Annotated in this window: 19 protein-coding genes; 17 read left to right on the forward strand and 2 right to left on the reverse strand. The window is 67.4% G+C overall.

Going from position 1 to position 21,471, the window contains the following annotated elements; genetic code table 11:
- Positions 1–55 precede the first annotated feature (55 nt).
- Both ABD172_RS13665 and ABD172_RS13670 read left to right on the forward strand, forming a co-directional pair.
- A complete protein-coding gene (locus ABD172_RS13665; protein ID WP_344310512.1) occupies positions 56–346 on the forward strand; it encodes a site-specific integrase in 291 nt (96 codons plus the stop codon).
- 51 nt (positions 347–397) lie between these two features.
- A protein-coding gene (locus ABD172_RS13670; RefSeq protein WP_344310514.1) for an IS3 family transposase occupies positions 398–1,563 on the forward strand; the annotation gives its coding sequence in 2 pieces (ribosomal slippage) (positions 398–682 and positions 685–1,563; 1,164 coding nt in all).
- A 192-nt stretch (positions 1,564–1,755) separates the two neighbouring features.
- Here the strand turns inward: ABD172_RS13670 and ABD172_RS13675 are convergent.
- On the reverse strand, positions 1,756–2,898 hold the full coding sequence (locus ABD172_RS13675; RefSeq protein ID WP_344310516.1) for a calcium/sodium antiporter: 1,143 nt from the start codon (positions 2,896–2,898) through the stop codon (positions 1,756–1,758).
- A gap of 134 nt (positions 2,899–3,032) precedes the next feature.
- Here ABD172_RS13675 and ABD172_RS13680 point away from each other — a divergent pair, with 134 nt between their 5' ends.
- The 3 genes from ABD172_RS13680 to ABD172_RS13690 all read left to right on the forward strand — a co-directional run bounded on the left by ABD172_RS13680 (position 3,033) and on the right by ABD172_RS13690 (position 5,986).
- Entirely contained in the window at positions 3,033–3,350 is a 318-nt protein-coding gene (locus tag ABD172_RS13680) for a transposase (protein WP_344310518.1), read from the forward strand.
- Entirely contained in the window at positions 3,347–4,297 is a 951-nt protein-coding gene (locus ABD172_RS13685) for an IS3 family transposase (protein WP_344310520.1), read from the forward strand. Before ABD172_RS13680 ends, ABD172_RS13685 begins: the two co-directional genes overlap by 4 nt.
- A gap of 537 nt (positions 4,298–4,834) precedes the next feature.
- Positions 4,835–5,986, forward strand: coding sequence for an AAA family ATPase (locus ABD172_RS13690; protein WP_344310522.1), 1,152 nt, complete (start codon positions 4,835–4,837; stop codon positions 5,984–5,986).
- A 149-nt stretch (positions 5,987–6,135) separates the two neighbouring features.
- On the opposite strand, the gene ABD172_RS13695 is transcribed toward ABD172_RS13690, so the two are convergent.
- A complete protein-coding gene (locus ABD172_RS13695; protein ID WP_425546694.1) occupies positions 6,136–7,314 on the reverse strand; it encodes a fatty acid desaturase family protein in 1,179 nt (392 codons plus the stop codon).
- Between the two features lie 344 nt (positions 7,315–7,658).
- Between ABD172_RS13695 and ABD172_RS13700 the strand changes: the two genes are divergently transcribed.
- The 12 genes from ABD172_RS13700 to ABD172_RS13755 all read left to right on the forward strand — a co-directional run bounded on the left by ABD172_RS13700 (position 7,659) and on the right by ABD172_RS13755 (position 21,461).
- On the forward strand, positions 7,659–8,516 hold the full coding sequence (locus tag ABD172_RS13700) for a metallophosphoesterase family protein (protein WP_344310524.1): 858 nt from the start codon (positions 7,659–7,661) through the stop codon (positions 8,514–8,516).
- Positions 8,517–8,605: 89 nt separating this feature from the next.
- The gene (locus ABD172_RS13705) at positions 8,606–9,487 is read left to right on the forward strand and encodes a MurR/RpiR family transcriptional regulator (protein ID WP_344310526.1); all 882 of its coding nucleotides are present in this window, start codon (positions 8,606–8,608) and stop codon (positions 9,485–9,487) included.
- Between the two features lie 236 nt (positions 9,488–9,723).
- On the forward strand, positions 9,724–10,905 hold the full coding sequence (locus ABD172_RS13710; RefSeq protein WP_344310528.1) for an ABC transporter ATP-binding protein: 1,182 nt from the start codon (positions 9,724–9,726) through the stop codon (positions 10,903–10,905).
- A gap of 60 nt (positions 10,906–10,965) precedes the next feature.
- Complete coding sequence (locus ABD172_RS13715; RefSeq protein ID WP_344310530.1) at positions 10,966–12,369, forward strand: extracellular solute-binding protein; 1,404 nt, start codon at positions 10,966–10,968, stop codon at positions 12,367–12,369.
- A gap of 2 nt (positions 12,370–12,371) precedes the next feature.
- Complete coding sequence (locus ABD172_RS13720; protein WP_344310532.1) at positions 12,372–13,409, forward strand: extracellular solute-binding protein; 1,038 nt, start codon at positions 12,372–12,374, stop codon at positions 13,407–13,409.
- Positions 13,410–13,414: 5 nt separating this feature from the next.
- Positions 13,415–14,248, forward strand: a complete 834-nt coding sequence (locus tag ABD172_RS13725) for a tyrosine-protein phosphatase (RefSeq protein ID WP_344310534.1) — start codon at positions 13,415–13,417, stop codon at positions 14,246–14,248.
- A gap of 20 nt (positions 14,249–14,268) precedes the next feature.
- Entirely contained in the window at positions 14,269–15,231 is a 963-nt protein-coding gene (locus ABD172_RS13730; protein WP_344310536.1) for a metallophosphoesterase, read from the forward strand.
- A gap of 1 nt (position 15,232) precedes the next feature.
- Positions 15,233–16,228 (forward strand): carbohydrate ABC transporter permease, encoded by a 996-nt coding sequence (locus ABD172_RS13735; protein ID WP_344310538.1) that lies wholly within the window; start codon positions 15,233–15,235, stop codon positions 16,226–16,228.
- 39 nt (positions 16,229–16,267) lie between these two features.
- A complete protein-coding gene (locus ABD172_RS13740; RefSeq protein ID WP_344310540.1) occupies positions 16,268–17,227 on the forward strand; it encodes a carbohydrate ABC transporter permease in 960 nt (319 codons plus the stop codon).
- A 309-nt stretch (positions 17,228–17,536) separates the two neighbouring features.
- On the forward strand, positions 17,537–19,414 hold the full coding sequence (locus tag ABD172_RS13745; protein WP_344310541.1) for an ABC transporter substrate-binding protein: 1,878 nt from the start codon (positions 17,537–17,539) through the stop codon (positions 19,412–19,414).
- A 2-nt stretch (positions 19,415–19,416) separates the two neighbouring features.
- The gene (locus tag ABD172_RS13750; protein ID WP_344310543.1) at positions 19,417–20,469 is read left to right on the forward strand and encodes an ABC transporter permease; all 1,053 of its coding nucleotides are present in this window, start codon (positions 19,417–19,419) and stop codon (positions 20,467–20,469) included.
- Positions 20,469–21,461, forward strand: a complete 993-nt coding sequence (locus tag ABD172_RS13755; protein ID WP_344310544.1) for an ABC transporter permease — start codon at positions 20,469–20,471, stop codon at positions 21,459–21,461. The genes ABD172_RS13750 and ABD172_RS13755 overlap by 1 nt, the downstream gene beginning before the upstream one ends.
- Positions 21,462–21,471 lie beyond the last annotated feature (10 nt).

Below are 21,471 nucleotides of genomic sequence, written 5' to 3' on the forward strand. Positions count from 1 at the left end.
ATCGGTGGCCCCCAAAGGCACGATTCGGTGGCTCCCATGCCTACGAATATTCACGGTGAGCGTCTCCGGTGCGGCAGGGCACCGTCCGACGACGAAACGCACCGACGAGGAGCAGGTGGCGGACCCCGGCCTGGTTTACGAGGCGTACAAGGCGATGCCCGAGGAGTACGCGCTCGCCGTCCTCCTCGCGGCATGGTGCCAACTCCGGCAGGGCGAAGTCCTCGCACTACGTCGGCGGGACGTGAACGTGAACGACGGGACCGTGCGAGTCCGTCGTCAGGTGCAGTGGATTACCGGTCAGGGTGCTGTCGTGACACCGCCGAAGTCGGGACTGATGCGCGGGTAGGTGTCACATGATCTGCGGCGCTGAGGAGCGTTGCAGGGAAGGATGTGCATCATGCCTGCTCCCTACCCCCAGGAGTTCCGTGACGACGTCGTCCGCGTCGCGAGGAACCGCGAACCTGGCCAGAAGCTCTCCCAGATCGCGCGTGACTTCGGAATATCCGAGTCGTGCCTGACGAACTGGATGCGTCAAGCCGACGTCGAGGACGGCAACAGGCCCGGCAAGACCCGGGAGGACTCGGTCGAGCTGCGCGATGCGCGCAAGCGGATCCGGCTGCTCGAGCAGGAGAACGAGGTCCTCCGCCGTGCCGCGGCCTACCTCTCCCAGGCGAACCTGCCGGGAAAAGGTTCTACCCGCTCGTGACCGAGCTCGCCGCTGACGGGATCCCCGTCGCGGTGTCCCTGCGGGTCTTGAAGCTCTCCCGCCGGCCCTACTACCGCTGGCGGAAACAGCAGGTCACCGAGGCCGAACTGGTCGAGGCCTACCGGGCCAACGCCCTGTTCGACGCGCACCGCGACGATGACACCTTCGGCTACCGACTGTTGGCCGACGAAGCCGCCGATGCTGGCGAGGTGATGTGTCGGCGGACCGCATGGCGGATCTGCCGGGACAACCAGTGGTTCTCCGCTTTCGGGAAGAAGCGAGGCAAGAACGGCAAGCGGCCCGGCCCGCCAGTGCACGATGATCTCGTCCAGCGAGACTTCACCGCTGACGATGTCAACGAACTCTGGCTGACCGATATCACGGAGCACCCGACTGGCGAGGGCAAGCTCTACCTCTGCGCGGTCAAGGACGTCTTCTCGGGTCGGATCGTGGGCTACTCCATGGACTCCAGAATGAAGTCCCGACTTGCAGTGAACGCCCTGGACAATGCCGTTATCCGCCGCGGCGACATCGCGGGTTGCATCGTGCATTCGGACAGCGGATCGCAGTTCCGCTCCAGGAAGTTCGTGCGTGCTCTGCACCGCCACCACCTGATCGGATCGATGGGGAAAGTCGGTGCTGCCGGAGACAACGCCGCGATGGAGTCCTTCTTCGCCCTGCTGCAGAAGAACGTCCTGGACCGCAAGCGGTGGCGCACTCGAGAGGAACTCCGGATCGCGATCATCACCTGGATCGAGCGGACCTATCACCGCCGCCGCCGGCAGGACAGCCTGGGCCGATTGACCCCCATCGAGTACGAGACCATCATGAACCCGACCGTCAGCCTGGCGGCCTAAACCCAGCTGTCACCTATCGGCGCACCAGTCCCTGAGTCGCCGCCGCACCATCCCAGGCCTCCTCGCCTCGAGCCCCCACCGACCGGGAGTGTTGCTACGACGCTATGACACCACCAACCGACAGTCATCTCTTGCCGATTTACATTCAGCCGACGACCTGAATGAAGCCAGCAGCCGAATGCACTCGACGGTCTACGTCGAAGTCGTGGTCTGGTCCAGGTCTCGCCGTCCCTTGCGGAGCCCGATTTCGTAGGCTGTAAAGGAAATGAGCGTCAGTGCGATTAACGGCAGCACGAACCACGCCATGGCTACGGTGAATCCCTCCAGTGCATCGTGCGCTGTGGCAGCCAGCACAAGGTATCCGGTGTAGGCGGCGTACAAAACCACGAACAAGCCGCCCTCCCAACGCGCCACCGCGAAGCCCGTGAACGCGATCGGCAGTAGTGCCACTGCGGCCGCCAGCATTACTGGGATATCGAAGGCCACTGCGGCGCCGGATACGGGAATGCCTTCAAGAGAGATGAGCGCGGTTAGTCCTAGCACTACCCCTATGTTGATGATATTGCTGCCGACCACGTTGCCCACCGCTAGGTCCCGTTCACCGCGACGCACGGCAATGATGGACGTCGCCAGCTCGGGCAGCGATGTCCCGACAGCCACAACGGTCAGTCCGACCACGAGGCTGCTTACGCCCAACGTGGTGGCTATGTTCACTGCTCCTTCCACGAGCAGCGTGGCACCGGCGACCAGCAACGCGACCCCCAGCAGCACAAAGAAGAGCGACCTGCTGACCGAGGCGCCTAGCGCAGCCCCTTCCTCGTCGGCCGGATCGACGGTTGCCGAATCTCCTGTCCCTTCCCGGGCATTCACCGCGGTCTTGGCGTCCCGCCGACTAATCACCACGGACATTATGGTGTGGACCACCACACCGAAAAATAGTATCAGCCCGTCCACCGCACTGATCCTCCCATCCAGGGACACAAGGAGCAGTAGAACTGACAAGACGACCATCAGGGGCAGGTCAAAGCGGACCAGCCTCCGCTTTACAGCGAGGGGAACGACCAGCGCGGACAGTCCCAGGATGAGCAGGACATTAACAATGTTGCTGCCAACCACATTGCCCACGGCAAGCCCGGGTTCATCACGCAGTACAGCACCGACGCTCACTGCGAACTCGGGTGCCGACGTCGCCGCTGACACTACGGTGAGACCGATCACCAATGACGAAACCCCGAAACGTCCGGCCAGTGCTGACGCCCCACGCACCAAAAATTCCCCACCCAAGACCAGCAGCACCAGTCCGGTCACGATCCGTCCAATATCAAGCACATCCATGAGTAGGAGTGTACGGACCACAGTTCAGGCCCTGCCACGAGCACCCGCTGACCTCGAGATTTCACTGGGGTGTGGTTGTCGCGCGTCAGACTTAGTGGCAGGGCCGTTTTGTAGGTCCTGAAGGAGAGTCAGACATGGGTAGACCACCCTCGATTCCGGCGGAGAAGAAGCCCCGGATAGTGCTGAGCGTGCTGGCCGGCGAGATGTCCATCGCCGAAGCGGCACGCAAGGAGAAAGTCAGTGAGCAGTCCATCGGACGGTGGAAGGCCGAGTTCGTGGAAGCCGGCAAGACCGCCCTGGTGGCCGGCAGGTCCGGACCATCCTCCCGAGAGGAACAGCTGGAGGCCGAGGTCGCCGAGCTGACCCAGGCCTTGGGCGAGGCACACCTGGAGGCCAGGGTGTGGAAGAAGTCCGCGGAGGGCCGGTTGGGCCCTTCGAGGACCTCGAGGTGATCCGCGTGGAAGCGGGCATGTCGACCGCGAGGTTCTGCCAGCTCTTCGACATGCCCGAGCGGACCTGGCGCCGCTGGCAGGCCAAGGCCCGCACCGGGACGGCGGTGAAGGGACCGTGGCCGCAACCGGCACGGCAGGCCGCCAGGGAACTGGTGGTCAAGCACGCGCTGGCCCATCCGGCGTGGGGGCATCGGAAGATCTGGGCGATGGTCCGCCACGACGGGCATGTTGTTTCCGAGGCGACCGTGCTGCGAATCCTGCGCGACGAGGGGCTGATTCTGCCCGCGCAGTACCAACGCGAGCGACGGAAGCTGGCCGAGCGGCGCAAGGCCGCGTTCGCCACCGAGCCCTCAGGCCCGAACCAAGTCTGGCAGCTGGACTTCAGCGAGTTCGAGACCACCACCGGAGGGACCTGGCGGCTGGCCGGGTGCCGGGACTACTGGTCCAAGTACGAGCACCCCTTCCACGTTTCGCCCACCGGGAACCAGCACGACGCGATCGACGCGATCGAGTTGGCCCTGGCCGACTACGAGGCCATGTTCGGTCACCCGCTGGTCGAGGCCTGCCCGGTCGATCCCGAGACCGGTGAGCTGTTGCCCGTGGTGACCATCGTGACGGACAACGGCGGGCAGTTCCGGTCCTTCCGCTTCGAGTCCTTCATGGCCGCCCACCCCGAGCTGCACCACGTGCGCACCCGAGTGAAGACCCCGGGGCAGAACGGGTCGCGTGAACGCGGCTTCGGCACGCTGAAGTACGAACGGCTCTACCTGGACGAGATTGACGACGCGATCGTGCTCGCCGAGCGGGCCGAGGACTACCGGATCGAGTACAACGAGCTCCGGCCCCACGAGGCCATCTCATGGAACCGGCCCAAGGAGGTGCACCTGGGCCTGGCCGACCCCACCACCCCGACATTCAAAACCAAGGAAATCCTGCCAACTACTTGACGCGGGACACGATCGAGTTCGGTGGGTGTGGCCGGACGGACGGGGGTGGCCCCGGCGAGGACCGTGGGATGGGCGAACCAGTCGATCGGCACCCGGGAGTGGGGATCGGAGAAGGGATCGCCCGCCGGGAGTCCGTCGAGCACCTGGAGTCGGTGTCCGGCGACGTTCTGTGCGTGCGAATGCAGATCGATGAACCCGGGCACCACGAGGCGCCCCGTCACGTCGATGACCGTAGTGGTTCCGCCGGCCACGGGTGCATCACCTCCCGCCTGCGCATCACCGACCGCCGTGATCCGTCCGTCCTCCATGACGAGGTCGCCGACCGTGACGGTGCCGGATTCGGGGTCGACGAGGGTGCCGCCGCGCAGGACGGTGCGCGGCGCCTCGGCGGTGACGGGGGCAGCAGCGCCCGTCGGGGAATGAGTGCTCATGGATGTGAATCAGACCACAGTCCTGTTGCGGGTTCAGGTCATTTCTGTCGGAAAGGGTCCGATCGTGTCGGAGCTGTGATCCGGTCGCACTGCCTACAGTGGACCCATGACCGTGACGATCCCGCCCCCGCGCAGGAACGGAAGCTCCTCCCCGTTCACCCCGGGTTTCGGTACTCAGCCCCCGACCCTCGTGGGCCGCCAGGACGAGGTGAACGGTTTCGCGCGGGCGCTCGACGCGGGCCCCGGCGCTCGTGGCCGGGCGACCCTCGTCACCGGGCAGCGCGGTGTCGGCAAGACGGTCCTCCTCAACACCTTCCGCGACGTCGCCTCGAGCAGGCAGTGGGTGACGGTGCAGGAGCAGGCCTCCCCGGGGTTCGCGACACGCCTCGCGAAGTCCCGCCTGCCCGAGGTGCTCGAGCACTTCGACGCCGCGGACGTCTCGAAGGCGAAGATGATCGGACTCACGCTGCCGATGGGCCTCGGGGGAGTGACGTGGCGCGACGAGACCCAGAACGTCCTCGTCCCCGACATCCGCACGAACCTCATGGAACTTCTGCGGATGTTCGACGAGCGCGGCACCGGCCTCCTCATCACCCTCGACGAGGTCCACCGCTCGAACATCGACGAACTCCGGGTCGTCACCGACGCCGTCGCGCACGCCTTCAACGAGTCCGCGCCGATCGCCTTCGTCGCCGCCGGGCTGCCGAGCTCGATCAATTCCCTCGTGAACGACCGGGTGTCGACGTACCTGCGGCGCGCCGAGCGCATCGAGCTCGGCAACTTCACCCGTGAGGCGACCCTCCATGCGATCCGCACCCCGATCGAGGACGCCGGCAAGCACATCACGGAGGAGGCACTGTCCCTCGCCGCCGCGCACACCGAGGACTACCCGTACCTCGTCCAGCTCATGGGAGATCTCATGTGGGAGGCCGCCGGCGATTCCCCGCGGATCACCGCCGACCACGTCCGGGCAGCGGACGGGGAGGCCCGCGCCGTCATGGCCCGCCAGATCCACGAGCCGACCCTCGAGGCGCTCTCGGGCCGGGATCGCGAGTACCTCCGGGCGATGGCCGTCGACGACGGGCCGTCCCGGACCGCGGAGATCGCCCGACGGATGTCCGTCACCGACAAGTTCGCGAGCGTCTACCGCGCACGTCTCATCGCCGGCGGGATCATCGAGCCGGTCGGCCACGGCACCGTCGACTTCGCAGTGCCGTACATGCGGGACTTCCTCCTCGGGCGCCTGCGCCGCGGGTGAGCGGGCGTTCGGGGCGGAACCCGCGCGTCCTGCAGCGCCCGGCGTGCGGGCATACAGAAGTCCGACAACCGCAGTTCCCGGGAACTGCGGTTGTCGGACTTCCGTGTGGCCGAGTGACTCGTGGCCGGGGGCGGGGGAGCGGGTGGCGCTCAGCCCCGGCGGAACTCGCTCACCATGGGGCAGTCGAAGGGGTCACGGGCGGCGAGCCCGACCCGGTTGAGGTAGTCGATGACGATCGCGTAGGACCGCACGAGGCTCGTCTCCGTGTAAGGGGTGTTCTCGCGTTCGCACAGCTCCTTGACGATACGTCGGGCCTTCGCGAGGTGCGGGCGCGGCATGCTCGGGAACAGGTGGTGCTCGATCTGGTAGTTGAGGCCGCCCATGAGCCACGTCGCCCACCAGCCGCCACGGATGTTGCGCGAGGTGCGCACCTGCTTCGAGAAGAAGTCGAGCTTCGCGGCCCTGTCGACGATCGGCATGCCCTTGTGGTTCGGGGCGAAGGATGCGCCCATGTACACGCCGAACACCGCGAGCTGGACCGCGAGGAAGGCAAAGGCGAGGCCGACGGGGAGGACGACGAACACCGGGACGACGACGGCGGCGAGGCGCAGGGTGATGAGCGAGAGCTCGAGCCACCGGTTCTTCACCCGACCCGGGCTGCACAGGTGCTTGAGGCCGAGGAAGTGGAGGTTGATGCCCTCGAGCGTGAGCAGCGGGAAGAACAACCAGCCCTGACGCTTGGTGAGGGCGCGGAGGAAGCCGCGGGACTGCGCCGCGTCCTCCTCGAGGAAGGAGATCGTGTCGACGGCGATATCGGGGTCCTTGTCGACCCGGTTGGGGTTCGCGTGGTGGCGGGAGTGCTTCGAGTCCCACCACGAGTAGCTCATGCCGACGACGCCGGCGCCGAGTGCGGTCGCGAGACGGTCGTTCGCCGGGCCGCTCGAGAGGATCGTGCGGTGGGCGGCCTCGTGCGCGAGGAACGCGACCTGGGTGAAGAGGACGCCGAGGACGGCGGCCACGCCCAACTGCCACCAACTGTCGCCGAGGAGCACGAAGGCGGTGATGCACGCGGCGAAGCCGAGGACGAGTGCCGCACCGACGAGGGAGTAGAACACCGGGGTCCGCGCGAGGAGCCCCTGTGACCGGACGGTCGTGGAGGCCTCCTTGTAGGCCCGCGCCATCGACGGATACGTCGAACCGTCGACCCGGCGGGCCGCGGTCGGGCGGGTACCGGTCGTCGTCGGGAGTCCCGCGATCTCCGGGTGCCGGCTCCGGGCGTCGGTCGTGGTGTCGGCGCTGCGGGCGGTGGGAAGCGCGGAGGTGCTCATCGATGGCCGTTCTCGTGGAGGGCGGTGGGTGCGGGTCCGGGTGAACCGGGCCGCGTTCTGGAGCGAGGTGATGTGGAGCGGGGTCGTGCCACTGAACGGATCGCTCCGCTGAGCGTGTGCTTCAAGTCAAGCAGTGCGGGCCCGGGAGGGACATCGGGACAGCCCCCGAACAGGTGGCGCGGCGGTGAATGGGGGACAACCCCCGCACATCCGTAACGACGTTCCATGATTCCATTCGTTCATGTACGGGGCATTCGCCGTTGCCGGGGTGTTGCCGCAGGTGCCACGCGCGCTCCGTAGCGTTCCGGGCGCTACGTATTCGGCTTCCCACGGAAAGGATCGCCATGGCGCTCACCGTCGTCCAGATCACCGACACCCACAACTCCGCACACGGCGGGGACACGAACGAGAACCTCGTGAAGACGATCGAGTTCGTCAACGGGCTGAACCCCGACCTCATCGTCCACACCGGCGACGTCTCGATCCTCGATCCCGACAATGCCGCCGACCGCGCCGAGGCGAAGAAGCTCCTCGCGGGCTTCACCGCACCGCTGCGCGTCCTGCCGGGCAACCACGACGTCGGGGAACCGGGGGAGCAGCCCTTCGGCGGCGCCTCGGTCACCTCCGAGCGCGTCGCCGCGTTTCGTGAGGTCTTCGGCGAGGACCGCTGGGTGGAGAAGGTCGACGACTTCCGCATCATCGGCTTCAACTCGGAGCTCATGGGCTCCGGCCTGCCCGAGGAGGAGGAACAGTGGGCCTGGCTCGAATCCCTCCCGCTCGAGTGCGCCGACGCCCCGGTGATCCTCTTCTGCCTCAAGCCGGTGTACGCGCGGATTCCCGAGCAGCAGGTGCCCGCGCTCGCGTTCGGACAGGAGTCGCTCGACCGCTTCCGGCCGATCCTCGAGAAGCTCAACGTGCAGATGCTCGGTTCGGGCCACCTCCACCACTTCGCGACGAGCGAGCCGAACGGCATCCCGGCGATCTCCGCGCCCTCGACGGCGTTCGTTCACCGCGGCGCCGCCGAGGTGCTCGGCCCCGGCCTCAGCCAACTCGGCGTCGTCGAGTACCAGCTCGGGGAGGACGGTTCCGTCCTCCCGTTCTTCCGTGCGCGTCCCGACCTCGTCGAGGCCGAGGCGCTCGAGATCGAGACCTTCCGGATCGCGCTCGATGAGATGGGCGTCGAACTGCCGGTCCAGGCCTGAGACCTCGTCGTGGCGGCGCCTTCATGCGCGGTTCATCATTCATGAAGGCGCTGCACCGTACAGATACCCGGATGTGATAGAACGTGGCCATGACCAGCCCCGACCTCGCTGTAGCCGAGCCCGGAGGGGTCCTCGACCGGATCCGTTCCGTCCTGCCCTCCCTCATTCCGAGCGAGAGGAGGGTTGCGACCGAGGTCGTCGAGAATCCGGACGAGGTGCTCCTCATGTCCGCCGCCTCGATCGCGGCGCGCACGGAGACCTCGGCGGCGACCGTGAGTCGGGCGTGTCAGAACCTCGGCTTCCAGGGGTACCAGCACCTCCGCCTGCTCCTCGCCCAGGATGTCGGCCGCACGCAGCGCAAGCAGAAGGTGCGGCCGGAGGGCACGCGGGGCATGGTGACGGCGCAGTTCGAGGAAGCGGCACGCTCACTCTCCGAGGCGCTCGGCACCCTCGACTTCGAGGCGTTCGACCGGGCCGTCGACCTCATCGACGGTGCGAACCGCCTACTGCTCGTCGGCAACGGGGGTTCCGGGCCGCTCGCCCAAATGCTCGCGGTCCGGTTCCTCGCGGCCGAACGCGGGTGCGAGGCGCCCGCGGACTCGGTCGTCCAGCTCCTCTCCGCGACCGGCCTCCAGCCCGGTGACGTGTGCCTCGTCATCAGCGAGAGCGGATCGAACTCGGTGACGCTCGAGGCAGCGAAGGCCGCTCGGGCCTCCGGTGCCTCGGTGATCGGGGTGACGGCCTATGCCCGGACCCGGCTCACCGACCTCTCCGATGTCGCGCTCGTCGCCGGTGCCTCCTACAACGATTGGGCGGAGCAGCGGGTGGGCGGGAACATCGTCCAGATCCTCCTCCTCGGTGCCCTCCACTCCGCGGTCGTCGAGCGCCGCAACCCCGAGGCGCACGTGAGCGAACGCGTCGTCGGCACCCTGAGCTCCCTCGTCGAGGAGCCGCTCCCCGAGGAGCCCTGAGCGGGTTCCGCGCCGTACTTCAGGCCGGTCCGGGGTTGTCCCCGGGCCCTTGCCGCGACCCCCGCCGGGGCGCGTTCCGTGCTGTGTGACGGGCGCCTCGGGCGGGGGATTCCACATTCATCGCGTTCACGGGTCCTGTTCGCGCCCGCGTCGCCCCGTATTCATCTTCCATGCGGACACTCATTCGTGTAACAACCTTCCGGCGATCGTGCCGGACCACACGACTGAGGTGAAACATGGGCACCATCAACATCACCGGCCTCACGCGTGCCTTCAAGGGCACCGTGGCCGTCGACGCCATCGACCTGGACATCGCCGACGGCGACTTCTGCGTTCTCCTCGGACCCTCGGGCTGCGGCAAGACCACCCTCCTGCGCATGCTCGCCGGTCTCCTCGAACCCACCTCCGGCACGATCGAGATCGACGGCGCGGACGTCACCGACGTGCCGTCGAAGAAGCGCGACATCGCGATGGTGTTCCAGAGCTATGCGCTGTACCCGCATCTGTCCGTGCGGAAGAACCTCGAGTTCCCGCTCACCCAAGCGCACAAGAACACCGGCGCACCGAAGATGCCGAAGGACGAGATGGCGGTCCGCGTCGAGGAGGTCGCGAAGTCCCTCGAGATCGACCACCTCCTCGACCGCCTGCCGAAGGCGCTCTCCGGTGGTCAGCGGCAGCGCGTCGCCGTCGGCCGTGCGCTCGTGCGTGAACCGAAGGCCTTCCTCATGGACGAGCCGCTCTCCAACCTCGACGCCGCACTGCGCACCCAGACCCGTCAGGAGCTCTCCGCCCTCCACCAGCGCCTCGGGGCGACCTTCGTCTACGTCACCCACGACCAGGTCGAGGCGATGACGATGGCGACGAAGATCGTCGTGATCAACAAGGGCCGCATCGAACAGGTCGGCACCCCGCTCGACGTGTACGACCGCCCGTCCTCCACCTTCGTCGCGAAGTTCATCGGCTCGCCGGCGATGAACCTCATCCCGGCCCAGGTCACCGCGACCGGCGGCATGGTCCGGGTCCACGGCGGGAGCTTCTCCGCCGACCTCTGGAAGGGCGACACGCAGGACATCGACGTGCTCCTCGGTGCCCGTCCCGAACACCTCCGTCGCCTCCGTGCCGGAGAGCCCGATCCGGCGATCGCGTTCCCGGTCGAGGTGACGAACGTCGAACAGCTCGGCCACGAGACGATCGTCTACGGCCACACCGCCGGCGCCGACCTCTGCCTCCGCACGCACCGCGTCTCCGACATCGCGGTGGGCGACACCCTCCGCCTCGGCCTCGACCTCGACCGCATCCACATCTTCGACTCCGCCTCCGGGCGCCGTCTCGAATGGGAGGGCGAGGGCGGACCGGCCACCTCCGAGGCCGCCGTCATCGCAGCGCTCGAGTCCGAGCTCACGGCCGACCAGGCCTGACCCATTCCGTTCCCTCCCGATCCTCACCGATCTCTTCCGAACCTCACGAAGGACGAAACCATGCGCTTCCCGCGTCTGCGTCGCTCCGCCTCGGCCTGCCTGGCCCTCGCAGCGACCTCCGCACTCCTCCTCTCCGCCTGTGGCACCGGTGGCACCGGTGCCGCGTCCGCCTCCGAGGCCTCGGCCGAGGGCACCCTGCCCGAACTGCCCACCGACACCGTCACCGAGATCGTCTTCGAGTCCTACAACCTCTCCGGTCAGGACATGTGGGGCGACACCTTCCAGGGCCTCATCGACGAATTCAACGCCGAGAACCCGCACATCGAGGTCACCGGTCAGGGCGTCGACTCGACGAACAGCGCCTCCTCCGTCTCGACGAACACCGCCTCCTCCGTCCAGCAGCAGGTCCTCGCCGGCAACCCGCCGGACGTCGGACAGATGCCCTTCGACACCATGGCGTTCTCCGCCGAGTCCCTCAACGCCGCGAACCTCTCCGCGGTGGTCGGCACGGACGAGCTCGCGGAGCAGTTCGGCGGCGAGTACCCGTACAACGCGCGTGCGAAGGTCCTCGCGGACATCGACGGTGCCACCTACGGCATCCCCTACGTGTTCTCCACCCCGGTCTTCTGGATCAACGAGACCCTCCTGCAGGAGGCGGGCATCGACCCGACGACGATGGACATCTCCACGTGGGACTCCGTCGCCGAACTCGCGAAGCAGGTCACCGCGCACACCGGCAAGCCCTCGCTCTCGAACACCTGCGTCATGACCGGTGGCAACTGGTGCATGCAGTCGATGTACCTCTCGAACGGTGCCCGCGCCCTCTCCGAGGACCGCTCGACCATCGAGTTCGGTTCCGAGGCCGCGGTCGACACCGTCGACACCTTCAAGCAGATGTACGAGGACGGCATCCTGTCGAACGCGGATGTCGCCACGCAGTACGAGGAGTTCGCTCGCGGCGAGTCGATCGCCTTCCATGTGAACACCGCCGCCCTTCAGGCCACCTACATGGCCGGCGCCGAGTCCGGTGGTTGGACGCTCAACACCTCGACTCTTCCGCAGTTCGGCGATCAGCCGTCGGTCCCGACGAACTCCGGCTCCGCGCTCGTCATGTACGCCCAGGACCCGGCCAAGCAGGCCGCGGCGTGGGAGTTCATGAAGTTCATGACGACCCCGGAGGCGTACGAGGCGATCACCACCGGCATCGGCTACCTGCCGCTGCGCGACACCATGACCCACGAGGGCGGCCCGCTGTACGAGTGGACCGAGGCCAACCCCCTCGTGAAGTCGAACCTCGAACAGCTCCAGTACATGGAGCCGTGGGTCGCGTACCCCGGTGACCAGTACTCCGAGGTCGACCGCATCCAGTACGTCGCGATCGAGGACTCGATCTTCAACGGAGGCGACCCGGCGACGCTCCTGCCGGAGACCGCGGCCCGCGCCCAGGAACTCATCGAGGAATGATCATGCGAAAGTTCAGCACTGTCCGTGCGCTCGGCTTCGCACAGAACGACCTCCAGGCCGCGAATCTCACCGAACTCGTCGGGCAGGACGCACTCGACGCGCACTTCGGCGGAGAGTATCCGTTCCACGAGCGGGCGCGCGTGCTCGCCGACATCGATGGCTCCACGACCGCTCTCCCGTACGTCGTCTCGACCCCGGTGCTGTGGATCAACGAGTCGATCCTCGAGGACGCCGGGATCGACCCCGACACCATGGACGTCTCCACGTGGGAATCACTCTCACAGGTGGCGCAGCAGGTCACCGAGAAGACCGGGAAGCCCGCACTCAACATGCCGTGCGTCGTCACGGGCGGTTCCTGGTGCATGCAGGGTCTCTTCTTCTCCAACGGTGCCCGGATGATCTCCGAGGACCGGTCGACGATCGAATTCGGTTCGCCCGAAGCGGTCGAGACCGTCGAGTTCTTCAAGGGGATGTACGAGGACGGCACGCTCTCGAACGAGGCCGAGATGACGCAGTACGAGGATTTCGCACGTGGTGACACCGTGGCGTTCCAGCTCACCACCTCCGCCGTGCAGTCGATGTTCATGGGCGGGGCGGAGACCAACGGGTGGACTCTCGACACGTCGTACATGCCGCAGTTCGGAGACAAGGAAGCGGCGCCCACGAACTCCGGTTCCGCGCTCGTCCTTCTCGCACAGGACCCGAAGAAGCAGGCAGCGGCATGGGAGTTCATGAAGTTCATGACCTCCGACCGTGCCTATGAGGTCATCACGACGGAGATCGGTTATCTCCCGCTCCGGTCGACCATGACCGAAAACGGTGGACCCCTGCACGCATGGGTCCAGAAGAACCCGCTCGTCGAGGTGAACCTCGAGCAGCTCGACAAGCTCGTGCCGACCGTCGCCTACCCGGGACAGCAGTTCACCGAGGTCGACCGTGTGCTCGACACCGCCATCCAGGACGCGATCTTCCAGGGACAGGATCCGGCCGTGACTCTTCCGGACGCCGCATCGCGCGCGCAGGACTACATCGAGGAATGACCCGCATGACCACCGACACCACCACCTTCACCGCGAACCCCGCACTCCCGGTCACGGGGACCTATAACTTCCGTGACCTCGGCGGGATCCCGCTCACCGGCGGCGGCACCACCGCTCCCGGCCGGGTCTTCCGCTCGGACGCCTTCCACGAGGTGGACGACGCCGGCCGCGCACACCTCGCCGAACTCGGCGTGACCCGCCTCGTCGACCTGCGACACGACCAGGAACTGCGCGACATGCCGAGTGCGGTGGACCTCGATCTCGTCGAGATCCTCCACACCCCGGTGTTCGAGGCCGCGGCGATCTCCGCCCAGGCCGAGGTCGTCGAGGAACAGGCCGAGGAACGCGCGGAGGAACTCGCCGAGGGCACACCCGAGGAGGAGACCACCTTCCCGGCGCTCGACCTCGGCGGCATCTACGACGTCATGCTCGACGAGTGCGGGGCGAACCTCACGCTCGCCGCCCGGCGGGTCGCTCACGCCGAGGGCCCGGTCGTCTTCCACTGCACCGCCGGCAAGGACCGCACCGGCGTCCTCGCCGCGCTCATGCTCGCCGCGGTCGGCGCCGAACGGGAAGCGATCGTCGCCGACTACGCCGCGACCTCGGCGAACCTCGCGGGGGAGTGGGCCCGGAAGATGCTCGCCGACCACGACATCCCGGCCCTCGAGGCGCAGGGCGTCGACATCGTCGGCATCACGACGCAGAGCCCCGCTCACCTCATCGAGGCCGTCCTCGACCGCCTCGAGAACGAGTTCGGCGGCCCGGTCGCCTACCTCGAAACCCACGGTTTCACGGCCGCGGACCTCGCAGCCCTCCGCGGCACGCTCCTCGGCGCCTGATCAGAACAGAAGGACACTCCATGGACCAGCAGTTCCCCACCCCCAGCCACACGATCCTCCACATCTCCGACACCCACTTCGTCGAGACCGACGGCCTGCTCCACGAGAAGGTCGACTCGGACGCGAACCTCGCCCTCCTCTTCGAGGGACTGAAGAAGTCGTCCATCAAGCCCGACGCCCTCGTCTTCACCGGTGACCTCGCGGACGCCGGTCAGCCCGACGCCTATGAACGTCTCCGCGCCCTCGTCGAGCCGATCTGCGAGGAGTACGGCGCCCAGCTCATCTGGATCATGGGCAACCACGACACCCGCCCCGAGTTCCGCAAGGGCCTCCTCGACCTCGAGCCGACCCAGGAGTCCGTCGACCGTGTGTTCGACGTGAACGGACTGCGGATCATCGGCCTCGACTCCACCGTTCCCGGGCAGCACTGGGGCGAGATCACCGACGAGCAGTACGCCTGGCTCGCGAAGGAACTCGAGACCCCCGCCGAGCACGGCACGCTCATCGGTCTCCACCACCCGCCGGTCCCGAGCCCCCTCGGCCTCATGGCACTCATCGACCTCAAGGACCAGACGCGGTTCGAGGACGCCCTCGCGGGCACCGACGTCCGTGGTGTCCTCGGCGGCCACCTCCACTACAACACGACCTCGACGATCGCCGGCGGCACCATCCCGGTCTCCGTCGCCTCGGCCACGTGCTACACCCAGGACATCCAGGTCGTGCACTCGGGAGTGCGCGGCATGGACGGCGCCCAGGGCTACAACCTCGTGCAGATCTACCCCGACCGCGTCCTCCACACCGTCGTGCCGATCGCCGCACACCCGACCGTGTACGAGATGACCCCGGAGATCCTCGCCGAGTTCCTCGCGAAGTCCGCCGCGGAGCAGGCGGCGCTCGTCGAGGCCGCCAACGCCTCGGAGGACGCCCTCACCACCTCGGGCTCCGACGCCGGTTCCCGCGACCTCGTCGACGCGGAGGCCTGACATGTTCGCACCCGTCGCCGAGGTGCCGCGCAGCACCGCAGAGGCGTCGCCCACCGGCCCCTCGGCGGCCGGTGCGGACTCCTCGGGGAAGAAGATCGACCACAAGACGCGAGTGCCCTGGTACAAGCGCACCGCCCCGTACGCCTATCTCGCCCCGGCACTCGCGATGCTCGTGCTGTGGACGTACTGGCCGCTCCTCCAGACCTTCCAGCTCTCGTTCTTCGACTGGAACATGCTCCCCACGAGCCCGAAGGAGTTCGTCGGCATCGACAAGTACATCGACGTCGCGACCCTGCCCGAGGGCATCAAGGGTCTGTGGAACACCGTGCTCTACACCGCGGCCTTCGCCGTGTTCTCGCTCGTCCTCCCGATCGTCATCGCGCTCGTGTCCCAGCAGGTGCGCGGCCGGTGGAAGACCTTCTACCAGGCGATGATCTTCGTACCGTTCCTCATCACCCCGGTCGCCTCCGCCGCGATCTGGCGGTGGTTGTTCGCGGCGAACGGGGGAGCGATCCCCTCGACCCTGTCGGCGTTCGGGATCGAACTCGGCAACGTGTTCCGCAACCCGGACCTCGCGCTGTGGGCGATCGTCGTCATCGTCGGCTGGCAGATGCTCGGCTTCGGTGTCCTCGTCGTGTCGGCCGGTGTCGCGGGGATCAGCCCCGAGTACGCCCAGGCCGCGGGCCTCGACGGGGCCGGTGCCTGGGAGATCGTCAAGCGGATCACGCTGCCGCTGCTGTCCCCGACGCTCACGTTCCTCGGGCTCATGACGATCCTGCTCGCCGCCCAGTGGACGTACCCGATCATCGACGTCCTCACGCAGGGCGGTCCGTCGAACTCGACGACGAACATGTACTACCTGCTCTACCAGTTCGGGTTCCAGAGCTTCGACACGGGTCTGTCCTCGGCCGCCGGCGTCGTGTTCTTCATCGCCTTCGGTCTCGTGGCGATGCTGTACCTCAGGCTCACCGCCCGCTTCAACTTCTACGACGACTGACCTCGAGCACAGCAGAAGCACTCGCAGAAAGGACTCACCATGGCATTCGTGCTCGATACCGACGGCCCCGTCGACACCCGCGCCACCGAACGCACCGTCCTCCGGGACACGGTCCTCGCGGCCACCCCCGCGACCACCACCGGCACCCCGCGTCCGCGGAAGGCCACCGACTCCGACCTCCCGGTCGGCGCCCGGAGCTCCGGGGCGCTCGCCACCGGCCACGTCGTCCTCGCGGTCGTCGCGGTGTTCAGCGTGTTCCCCGTGTACTGGCTGTTCGCGACCGCGTTCCGTCGGCCGGAGGACCAGCTCTCGCAGAGCCCCGTCCCGTGGCCGCTGTCCATCCAGAACTTCATCGACGTCTCCGGGCAGATCCCGATCTGGGGAATGATGGGCAACACGCTCGTCATGGCGATCTTCATGACGGTGTTCCAGCTCCTCACCTCGATCCTCGCGAGCTACGCGTTCGCCCGGTTCGACTTTTTCGGCAAGCCCGTCGCGCAGTTCCTCTTCGTCGGCTCCTGGCTCGTCCCGTTCCAGATCACGATGATCCCGAACTACCTCCTCGTGAGCCAGATGGGTCTGCTCAACACGATCGCCGGCGTCGTCGTCCCGAACCTCGTCTCCGCGTTCGGCGTGCTGCTCCTCATGGAGCACATGCGGGCATTCCCGGGCGAACTGCTCGATGCCGCGAAGATCGACGGACGCGGTAGCTGGGCGTCCCTGTGGACGGTTGTCGTGCCGAACATGCGACCGGCGCTCGCGGCCCTCACGATCATGCTCTTCATCTCGGCCTGGAACGACTACCTCTGGCCCTCGCTCGTCCTCCGGCAGTCGGACGCGCTCATCCAGGTGGGTATCCGCTCCTTCCTCACGGCGGAGGGCAACAACTGGGGAGCGGTCATGGCGGCCTCCGGCATCGCCTGCATCCCCGTGTTCCTCATCTACATCTTCCTGCAGAAGTACGTGATCGCGGCCTTCGTCCGCTCCGGCATGAAGTGAGCGAAGTCCGATCCACACCGGCACGTCGTTGCGGGGCCGGCCACACCGGCACCGCACCACCGCCGAGGCGCGGGCCTGGGGTGAGGAGATCTCCTCACCCAGGCCGCCTCGGCGCATGTGTGCCCGCTGCTCGATCGATCACCACCGTTCTGTGAGATGGAACACGTGCGCGCTTTTCGTCACCGCATGTTCACTGATTTCGGTCTTGTGACAATTCTGCGTGAACCCTGCGCGGAGTTTGTGAGTGGAGTCACCCAGGGGTAACTTCAGGAAGTCCCCGTGATCCAGCACACTCCCCGAGGAGATGTCATGACCGTCCCCACCGGCCACCGCGCAGAGATGCGCCGGCCCTCGCGCCTCCGTAGGGGGTTCGCCGCTGCGACGCTCGCCTCCGCCGTCGCTCTGGCGCCCGCCGTTCTCGCCTCCCCGGCCCTCGCGACCGAGAGCATTCCGGAGACCCCGGTCGCCGTCGAGGCCGAACCGACCACGCTCCGCATCGCCACGAGCGGCTTCGTCGACACCTTCAACCCCTTCACCTCGGTGTACCTCACGCCCACGCAGATCAACCGCTTCGTGTACTACAACCTCGTCCTCTACTCGCAGGAGGACGGTTCGGTCACCGGCGGTCTCGCGGAGTCGTGGGAGTCGAACGACGCCGGCACCGAGTGGACGTACACCCTCGTCGAGGGCGCGAAGTGGTCCGACGGAGAACCGATCACCGCCGAGGACGTCAAGTGGACGTACGACCAGATGATCGCGGACTCCGAACAGTCCGGCATGGCCTCGGCGAACGGGTCGATGACCGACAACTTCGCCTCGGTCGAGGCCGTCGACGAGCGCACCGTGAAGATCGTGCTCGAGGAGGCCCAGGCGGCCGTTCCCGGCCAGGAGGTGCCGATCGTCCCCAAGCACATCTGGGAGACCTACGCGAACCCGACCGAGGAAGCCGCGGACTCCGAGGTCGTGGGCTCCGGCCCGTACGTCCTCGAGGGGTACCAGCCGAACCAGCGCATCAGCCTGAGGAAGAACCCCGAGTTCTTCGGTGAGCAGCCGGGCATCGACCGCATCGAGTACATCTACTACACGGACGCCGAGGCACAGGTCGCCGCACTCCGCGCCGGTGAGGTCGACTTCGTCACCGGGCTCACCCCCGAGCAGTACGAGGCACTCGAGGGCGAGGAGGGCATCACCCTCAACAACGGCATCGGCCGCAAGTTCTACGCGATCTCCGTCAACTCCGGCTCCGCCGACGCCCAGGGCAACCCCTACGGCACCGGTCACGTCGCGCTCACGGATCCGAAAGTCCGCCAGGCCCTTCGTCAGGCGATCGACGCGGACACCCTCCGTCAGCAGATCATCGGCGACTACGCAGTGCCCGGCACCGAGCTCATCCCGGCGTCGTACCCGCAGTTCCAGCTGCCGGCCGACGACCCGGCGATCCTGCCCTTCGACCCCGAGTCCTCGAAGACCCTCCTCGACGAGGCCGGCTGGACCGACTCCGACGGCGACGGCATCCGCGACAAGGACGGCGAGCCCCTCGCCCTCCGTCTCACCTTCGACTCCGAGTCCTCGTACACCTCGGACGCGGTCCAGTTCCTCGAGCCGTGGCTCGAGGAGGTCGGCATCGACCTCGTGCCCGAGCCCACCGACTCCGGCACCGAGGACGAGCGGGCGACGGCCGGTGACTACGACCTCCGCATGTCGCAGTGGAGCGTCGGACCGGATCCGGACTACCAGCTCGGCATCAACACCTGTGCCTCCCGCCCGAACGCCGAGGGCGTCGGTGGTACCTCGCAGGACGGCTGGTGCAACCCCGAGTTCGACGCGCTCTACCAGCAGCAGAAGACCGAACTCGATCCCGAGAAGCGCGCTCAGCTCGTCCACGACGCCCAGCGCATCCACTACACGGACACCGCCGCGATCTACCTCTGGTACCCGAACCAGCTGGAGGCGTACCGCTCCGACCGGTTCACGAACTTCCAGGGCATGCCGGCCGAGGGCGGCCAGATCTCCGGTGCCTCCGGCCCGTGGGGCTTCGCAGCCGTGCAGCCCGTCGAGGGCGGTGACTCCGGCGGTGGGATGAGCACCGGCGCCTGGATCGGCATCGGTGCTGCGGCGGTCGTGCTCCTCGGTGGTGGCGGCTTCCTCGCCGCCCGCCGGAAGAAGACGGCGGATTCGCGCGAGTGACCATGTCCACCACCACCGCCTCGGTCGAGGCGCCCGGCGGGGCATCGGGGGAGACCACTCCCTCCGATGTCCCGCCCGCGGGTTCCTCGCTCCTGTCCTACGTCCTGCGCAAACTCGGAGGCGCGGCCGTGAGCCTGCTCATGGTCATCGCCCTCGGATACTTCGCGTTCAAGCTCCTCCCCGGTGACCCCGTCACGAAGATGGCCCGCACCCGGCAGATGACGCCGGAGCAGATGGAGGCGATGCGCGAGGAGTTCGGCCTCAACGACCCCTGGTACATCCAGTTCCTCGACTACCTCAAGGGCGTCTTCACCGGTGATTTCGGCACGAGCTACGTGTACTCGCGTCCGGTCTCCGAACTCATCGCCGAGTTCTTCTGGCCCACGATCGTCCTCACCGGCACCGCGGCACTTCTCGCGATCGCCCTCGGTCTGTGGATGGGCCAGCGCGCCGCCTGGCAGCGCAACTCGTGGTTCGACCGGATCGCGACGGGCTCCTCGCTCGTCCTGTGGTCCGTGCCGACCTTCTGGCTCGGCCTGCTCCTCCTCATGGTCTTCGGCGGCACCCTCCACTGGTTCCCCACCGGCGGCATGGTGTCCTCGGGTGCCGAACCCTGGACCTTCGGATACGTCCTCGACCTCGCGCACCACCTCGTGCTCCCGGTCGTCACGATGGTCGCCGTCGTCTACGCGCAGTACCTCCTCGTCATGCGGGCCTCCCTCCTCGAGGAGATGACGTCCGACTACCTCACGACCGCCCGGGCGAAGGGTCTCAACGAGGACGGCGTGCGCTTGCGTCACGCGGTTCCCAACGCGCTCCTGCCGACCGTGACCCTCGTGTTCATGCACATCGGCGGGCTCATCGCCGGTGCCGTCACGGTGGAGACGATCTACTCGTGGCCGGGCCTGGGCAAACTCACCTTCGAGGCGCTCGCCGGCCCGGACCTGCCGTTGCTGCAGGGCACCTTCGTCGTGTTCTCCGCGATCATCATCGTCATGAACTTCCTCGCGGACCTCGTGTACCGCGTCCTCGATCCCCGTGTGAGGAGGGCCTGATGGCCACACCACCCACCGGTGCCGCCGAGGCGCCGGCCACCGAATCCGCCGCCCTCATCGGCGCCCCGACCACCGGTCCCGCGGGGCCGCGCGGGACGGTGCCCACCGCCCGTGCGCTCGCCCGGGCCCGCCGCGTGGCCGCGGCGAAGGACACGTGGGCGATGTTCCGCCAGGACCGGGCCGGCATGGTCGGTGCCGCGATCCTCCTCGTGTTCGTGGTCGTCGCGCTCTTCGCCCCGCTCATCGCGCCGCGCGAACTGCTCGACGTGACGAAGCAGCTCGAGTCGCCGCGTTATGCCCCGCCCTCGCTCGAGCACCCGCTCGGCACCGACAACTTCGGGCGTGAACTCTGGGCCCGCATGGTGTGGGGTGCCCGGATCTCGCTCATCGTCGGCATCGCGGCGACTGCGATGTCGATGGTGATCGGTACCGTCATGGGCCTGGCCGCCGGGCACTTCTCGGGCCTCGTCGGCGGTGTGCTCATGCGGATCATCGACTTCTTCCTCGTCATCCCCTCGCTCATCCTCGCGATCGTCCTCTCGGCCGTCCTCGACCGCGGACTGCTCACGGTCGTCATCGCGATCGGTGTGACCTCGTGGGCGGGCACCGCCCGTGTCGTGCGGGCGCAGACACTCTCGGCGGAGTCGCGGCTCTACGTCGAACGCGCCCGTGTGCTCGGTGCCGGGCACTGGCACATCATCTCCAAACACCTGCTGCCGGCGGTGATGCCGCTCGTCATGGCGAACACGACCCTCACGGTCGGTTCGGCGATCATCGCGGAGTCGACCCTCGCGTTCCTCGGCCTGGGAGGAGCCGGCCAGCAGTCCTGGGGCACGATCCTCAAGAACGCGATGGACGCCTCGGCCACCACCGCCGGTTACTGGTGGTACATCCTCACCCCGGGCATCGCGATCGTGATCGTCGTGCTCGCATTCACCCTCGTCGGTCGCGCTTTCGAAGCGATCGCCAACCCCACGCTGCGCGCCCGTTGAGCGCGGCGGT

The organism is Brevibacterium samyangense (assembly GCF_039529845.1).
Taxonomy (GTDB): Bacteria; Actinomycetota; Actinomycetes; order Actinomycetales; family Brevibacteriaceae; genus Brevibacterium; species Brevibacterium samyangense.

Bases quoted from the DNA above. Each gene is read 5' to 3' on its own strand.
- ABD172_RS13675 (WP_344310516.1), bottom strand. From the start codon at position 2,898: ATGGATGTGCTTGATATTGGACGGATCGTGACCGGACTGGTGCTGCTG.
- ABD172_RS13680 (WP_344310518.1), top strand. From the start codon at position 3,033: ATGGGTAGACCACCCTCGATTCCGGCGGAGAAGAAGCCCCGGATAGTG.
- ABD172_RS13690 (WP_344310522.1), top strand. From the start codon at position 4,835: ATGACCGTGACGATCCCGCCCCCGCGCAGGAACGGAAGCTCCTCCCCG.
- ABD172_RS13695 (WP_425546694.1), bottom strand. From the start codon at position 7,314: ATGAGCACCTCCGCGCTTCCCACCGCCCGCAGCGCCGACACCACGACC.
- ABD172_RS13700 (WP_344310524.1), top strand. From the start codon at position 7,659: ATGGCGCTCACCGTCGTCCAGATCACCGACACCCACAACTCCGCACAC.
- ABD172_RS13705 (WP_344310526.1), top strand. From the start codon at position 8,606: ATGACCAGCCCCGACCTCGCTGTAGCCGAGCCCGGAGGGGTCCTCGAC.
- ABD172_RS13710 (WP_344310528.1), top strand. From the start codon at position 9,724: ATGGGCACCATCAACATCACCGGCCTCACGCGTGCCTTCAAGGGCACC.
- ABD172_RS13715 (WP_344310530.1), top strand. From the start codon at position 10,966: ATGCGCTTCCCGCGTCTGCGTCGCTCCGCCTCGGCCTGCCTGGCCCTC.
- ABD172_RS13720 (WP_344310532.1), top strand. From the start codon at position 12,372: ATGCGAAAGTTCAGCACTGTCCGTGCGCTCGGCTTCGCACAGAACGAC.
- ABD172_RS13725 (WP_344310534.1), top strand. From the start codon at position 13,415: ATGACCACCGACACCACCACCTTCACCGCGAACCCCGCACTCCCGGTC.
- ABD172_RS13730 (WP_344310536.1), top strand. From the start codon at position 14,269: ATGGACCAGCAGTTCCCCACCCCCAGCCACACGATCCTCCACATCTCC.
- ABD172_RS13735 (WP_344310538.1), top strand. From the start codon at position 15,233: ATGTTCGCACCCGTCGCCGAGGTGCCGCGCAGCACCGCAGAGGCGTCG.
- ABD172_RS13740 (WP_344310540.1), top strand. From the start codon at position 16,268: ATGGCATTCGTGCTCGATACCGACGGCCCCGTCGACACCCGCGCCACC.
- ABD172_RS13745 (WP_344310541.1), top strand. From the start codon at position 17,537: ATGACCGTCCCCACCGGCCACCGCGCAGAGATGCGCCGGCCCTCGCGC.
- ABD172_RS13750 (WP_344310543.1), top strand. From the start codon at position 19,417: ATGTCCACCACCACCGCCTCGGTCGAGGCGCCCGGCGGGGCATCGGGG.
- ABD172_RS13755 (WP_344310544.1), top strand. From the start codon at position 20,469: ATGGCCACACCACCCACCGGTGCCGCCGAGGCGCCGGCCACCGAATCC.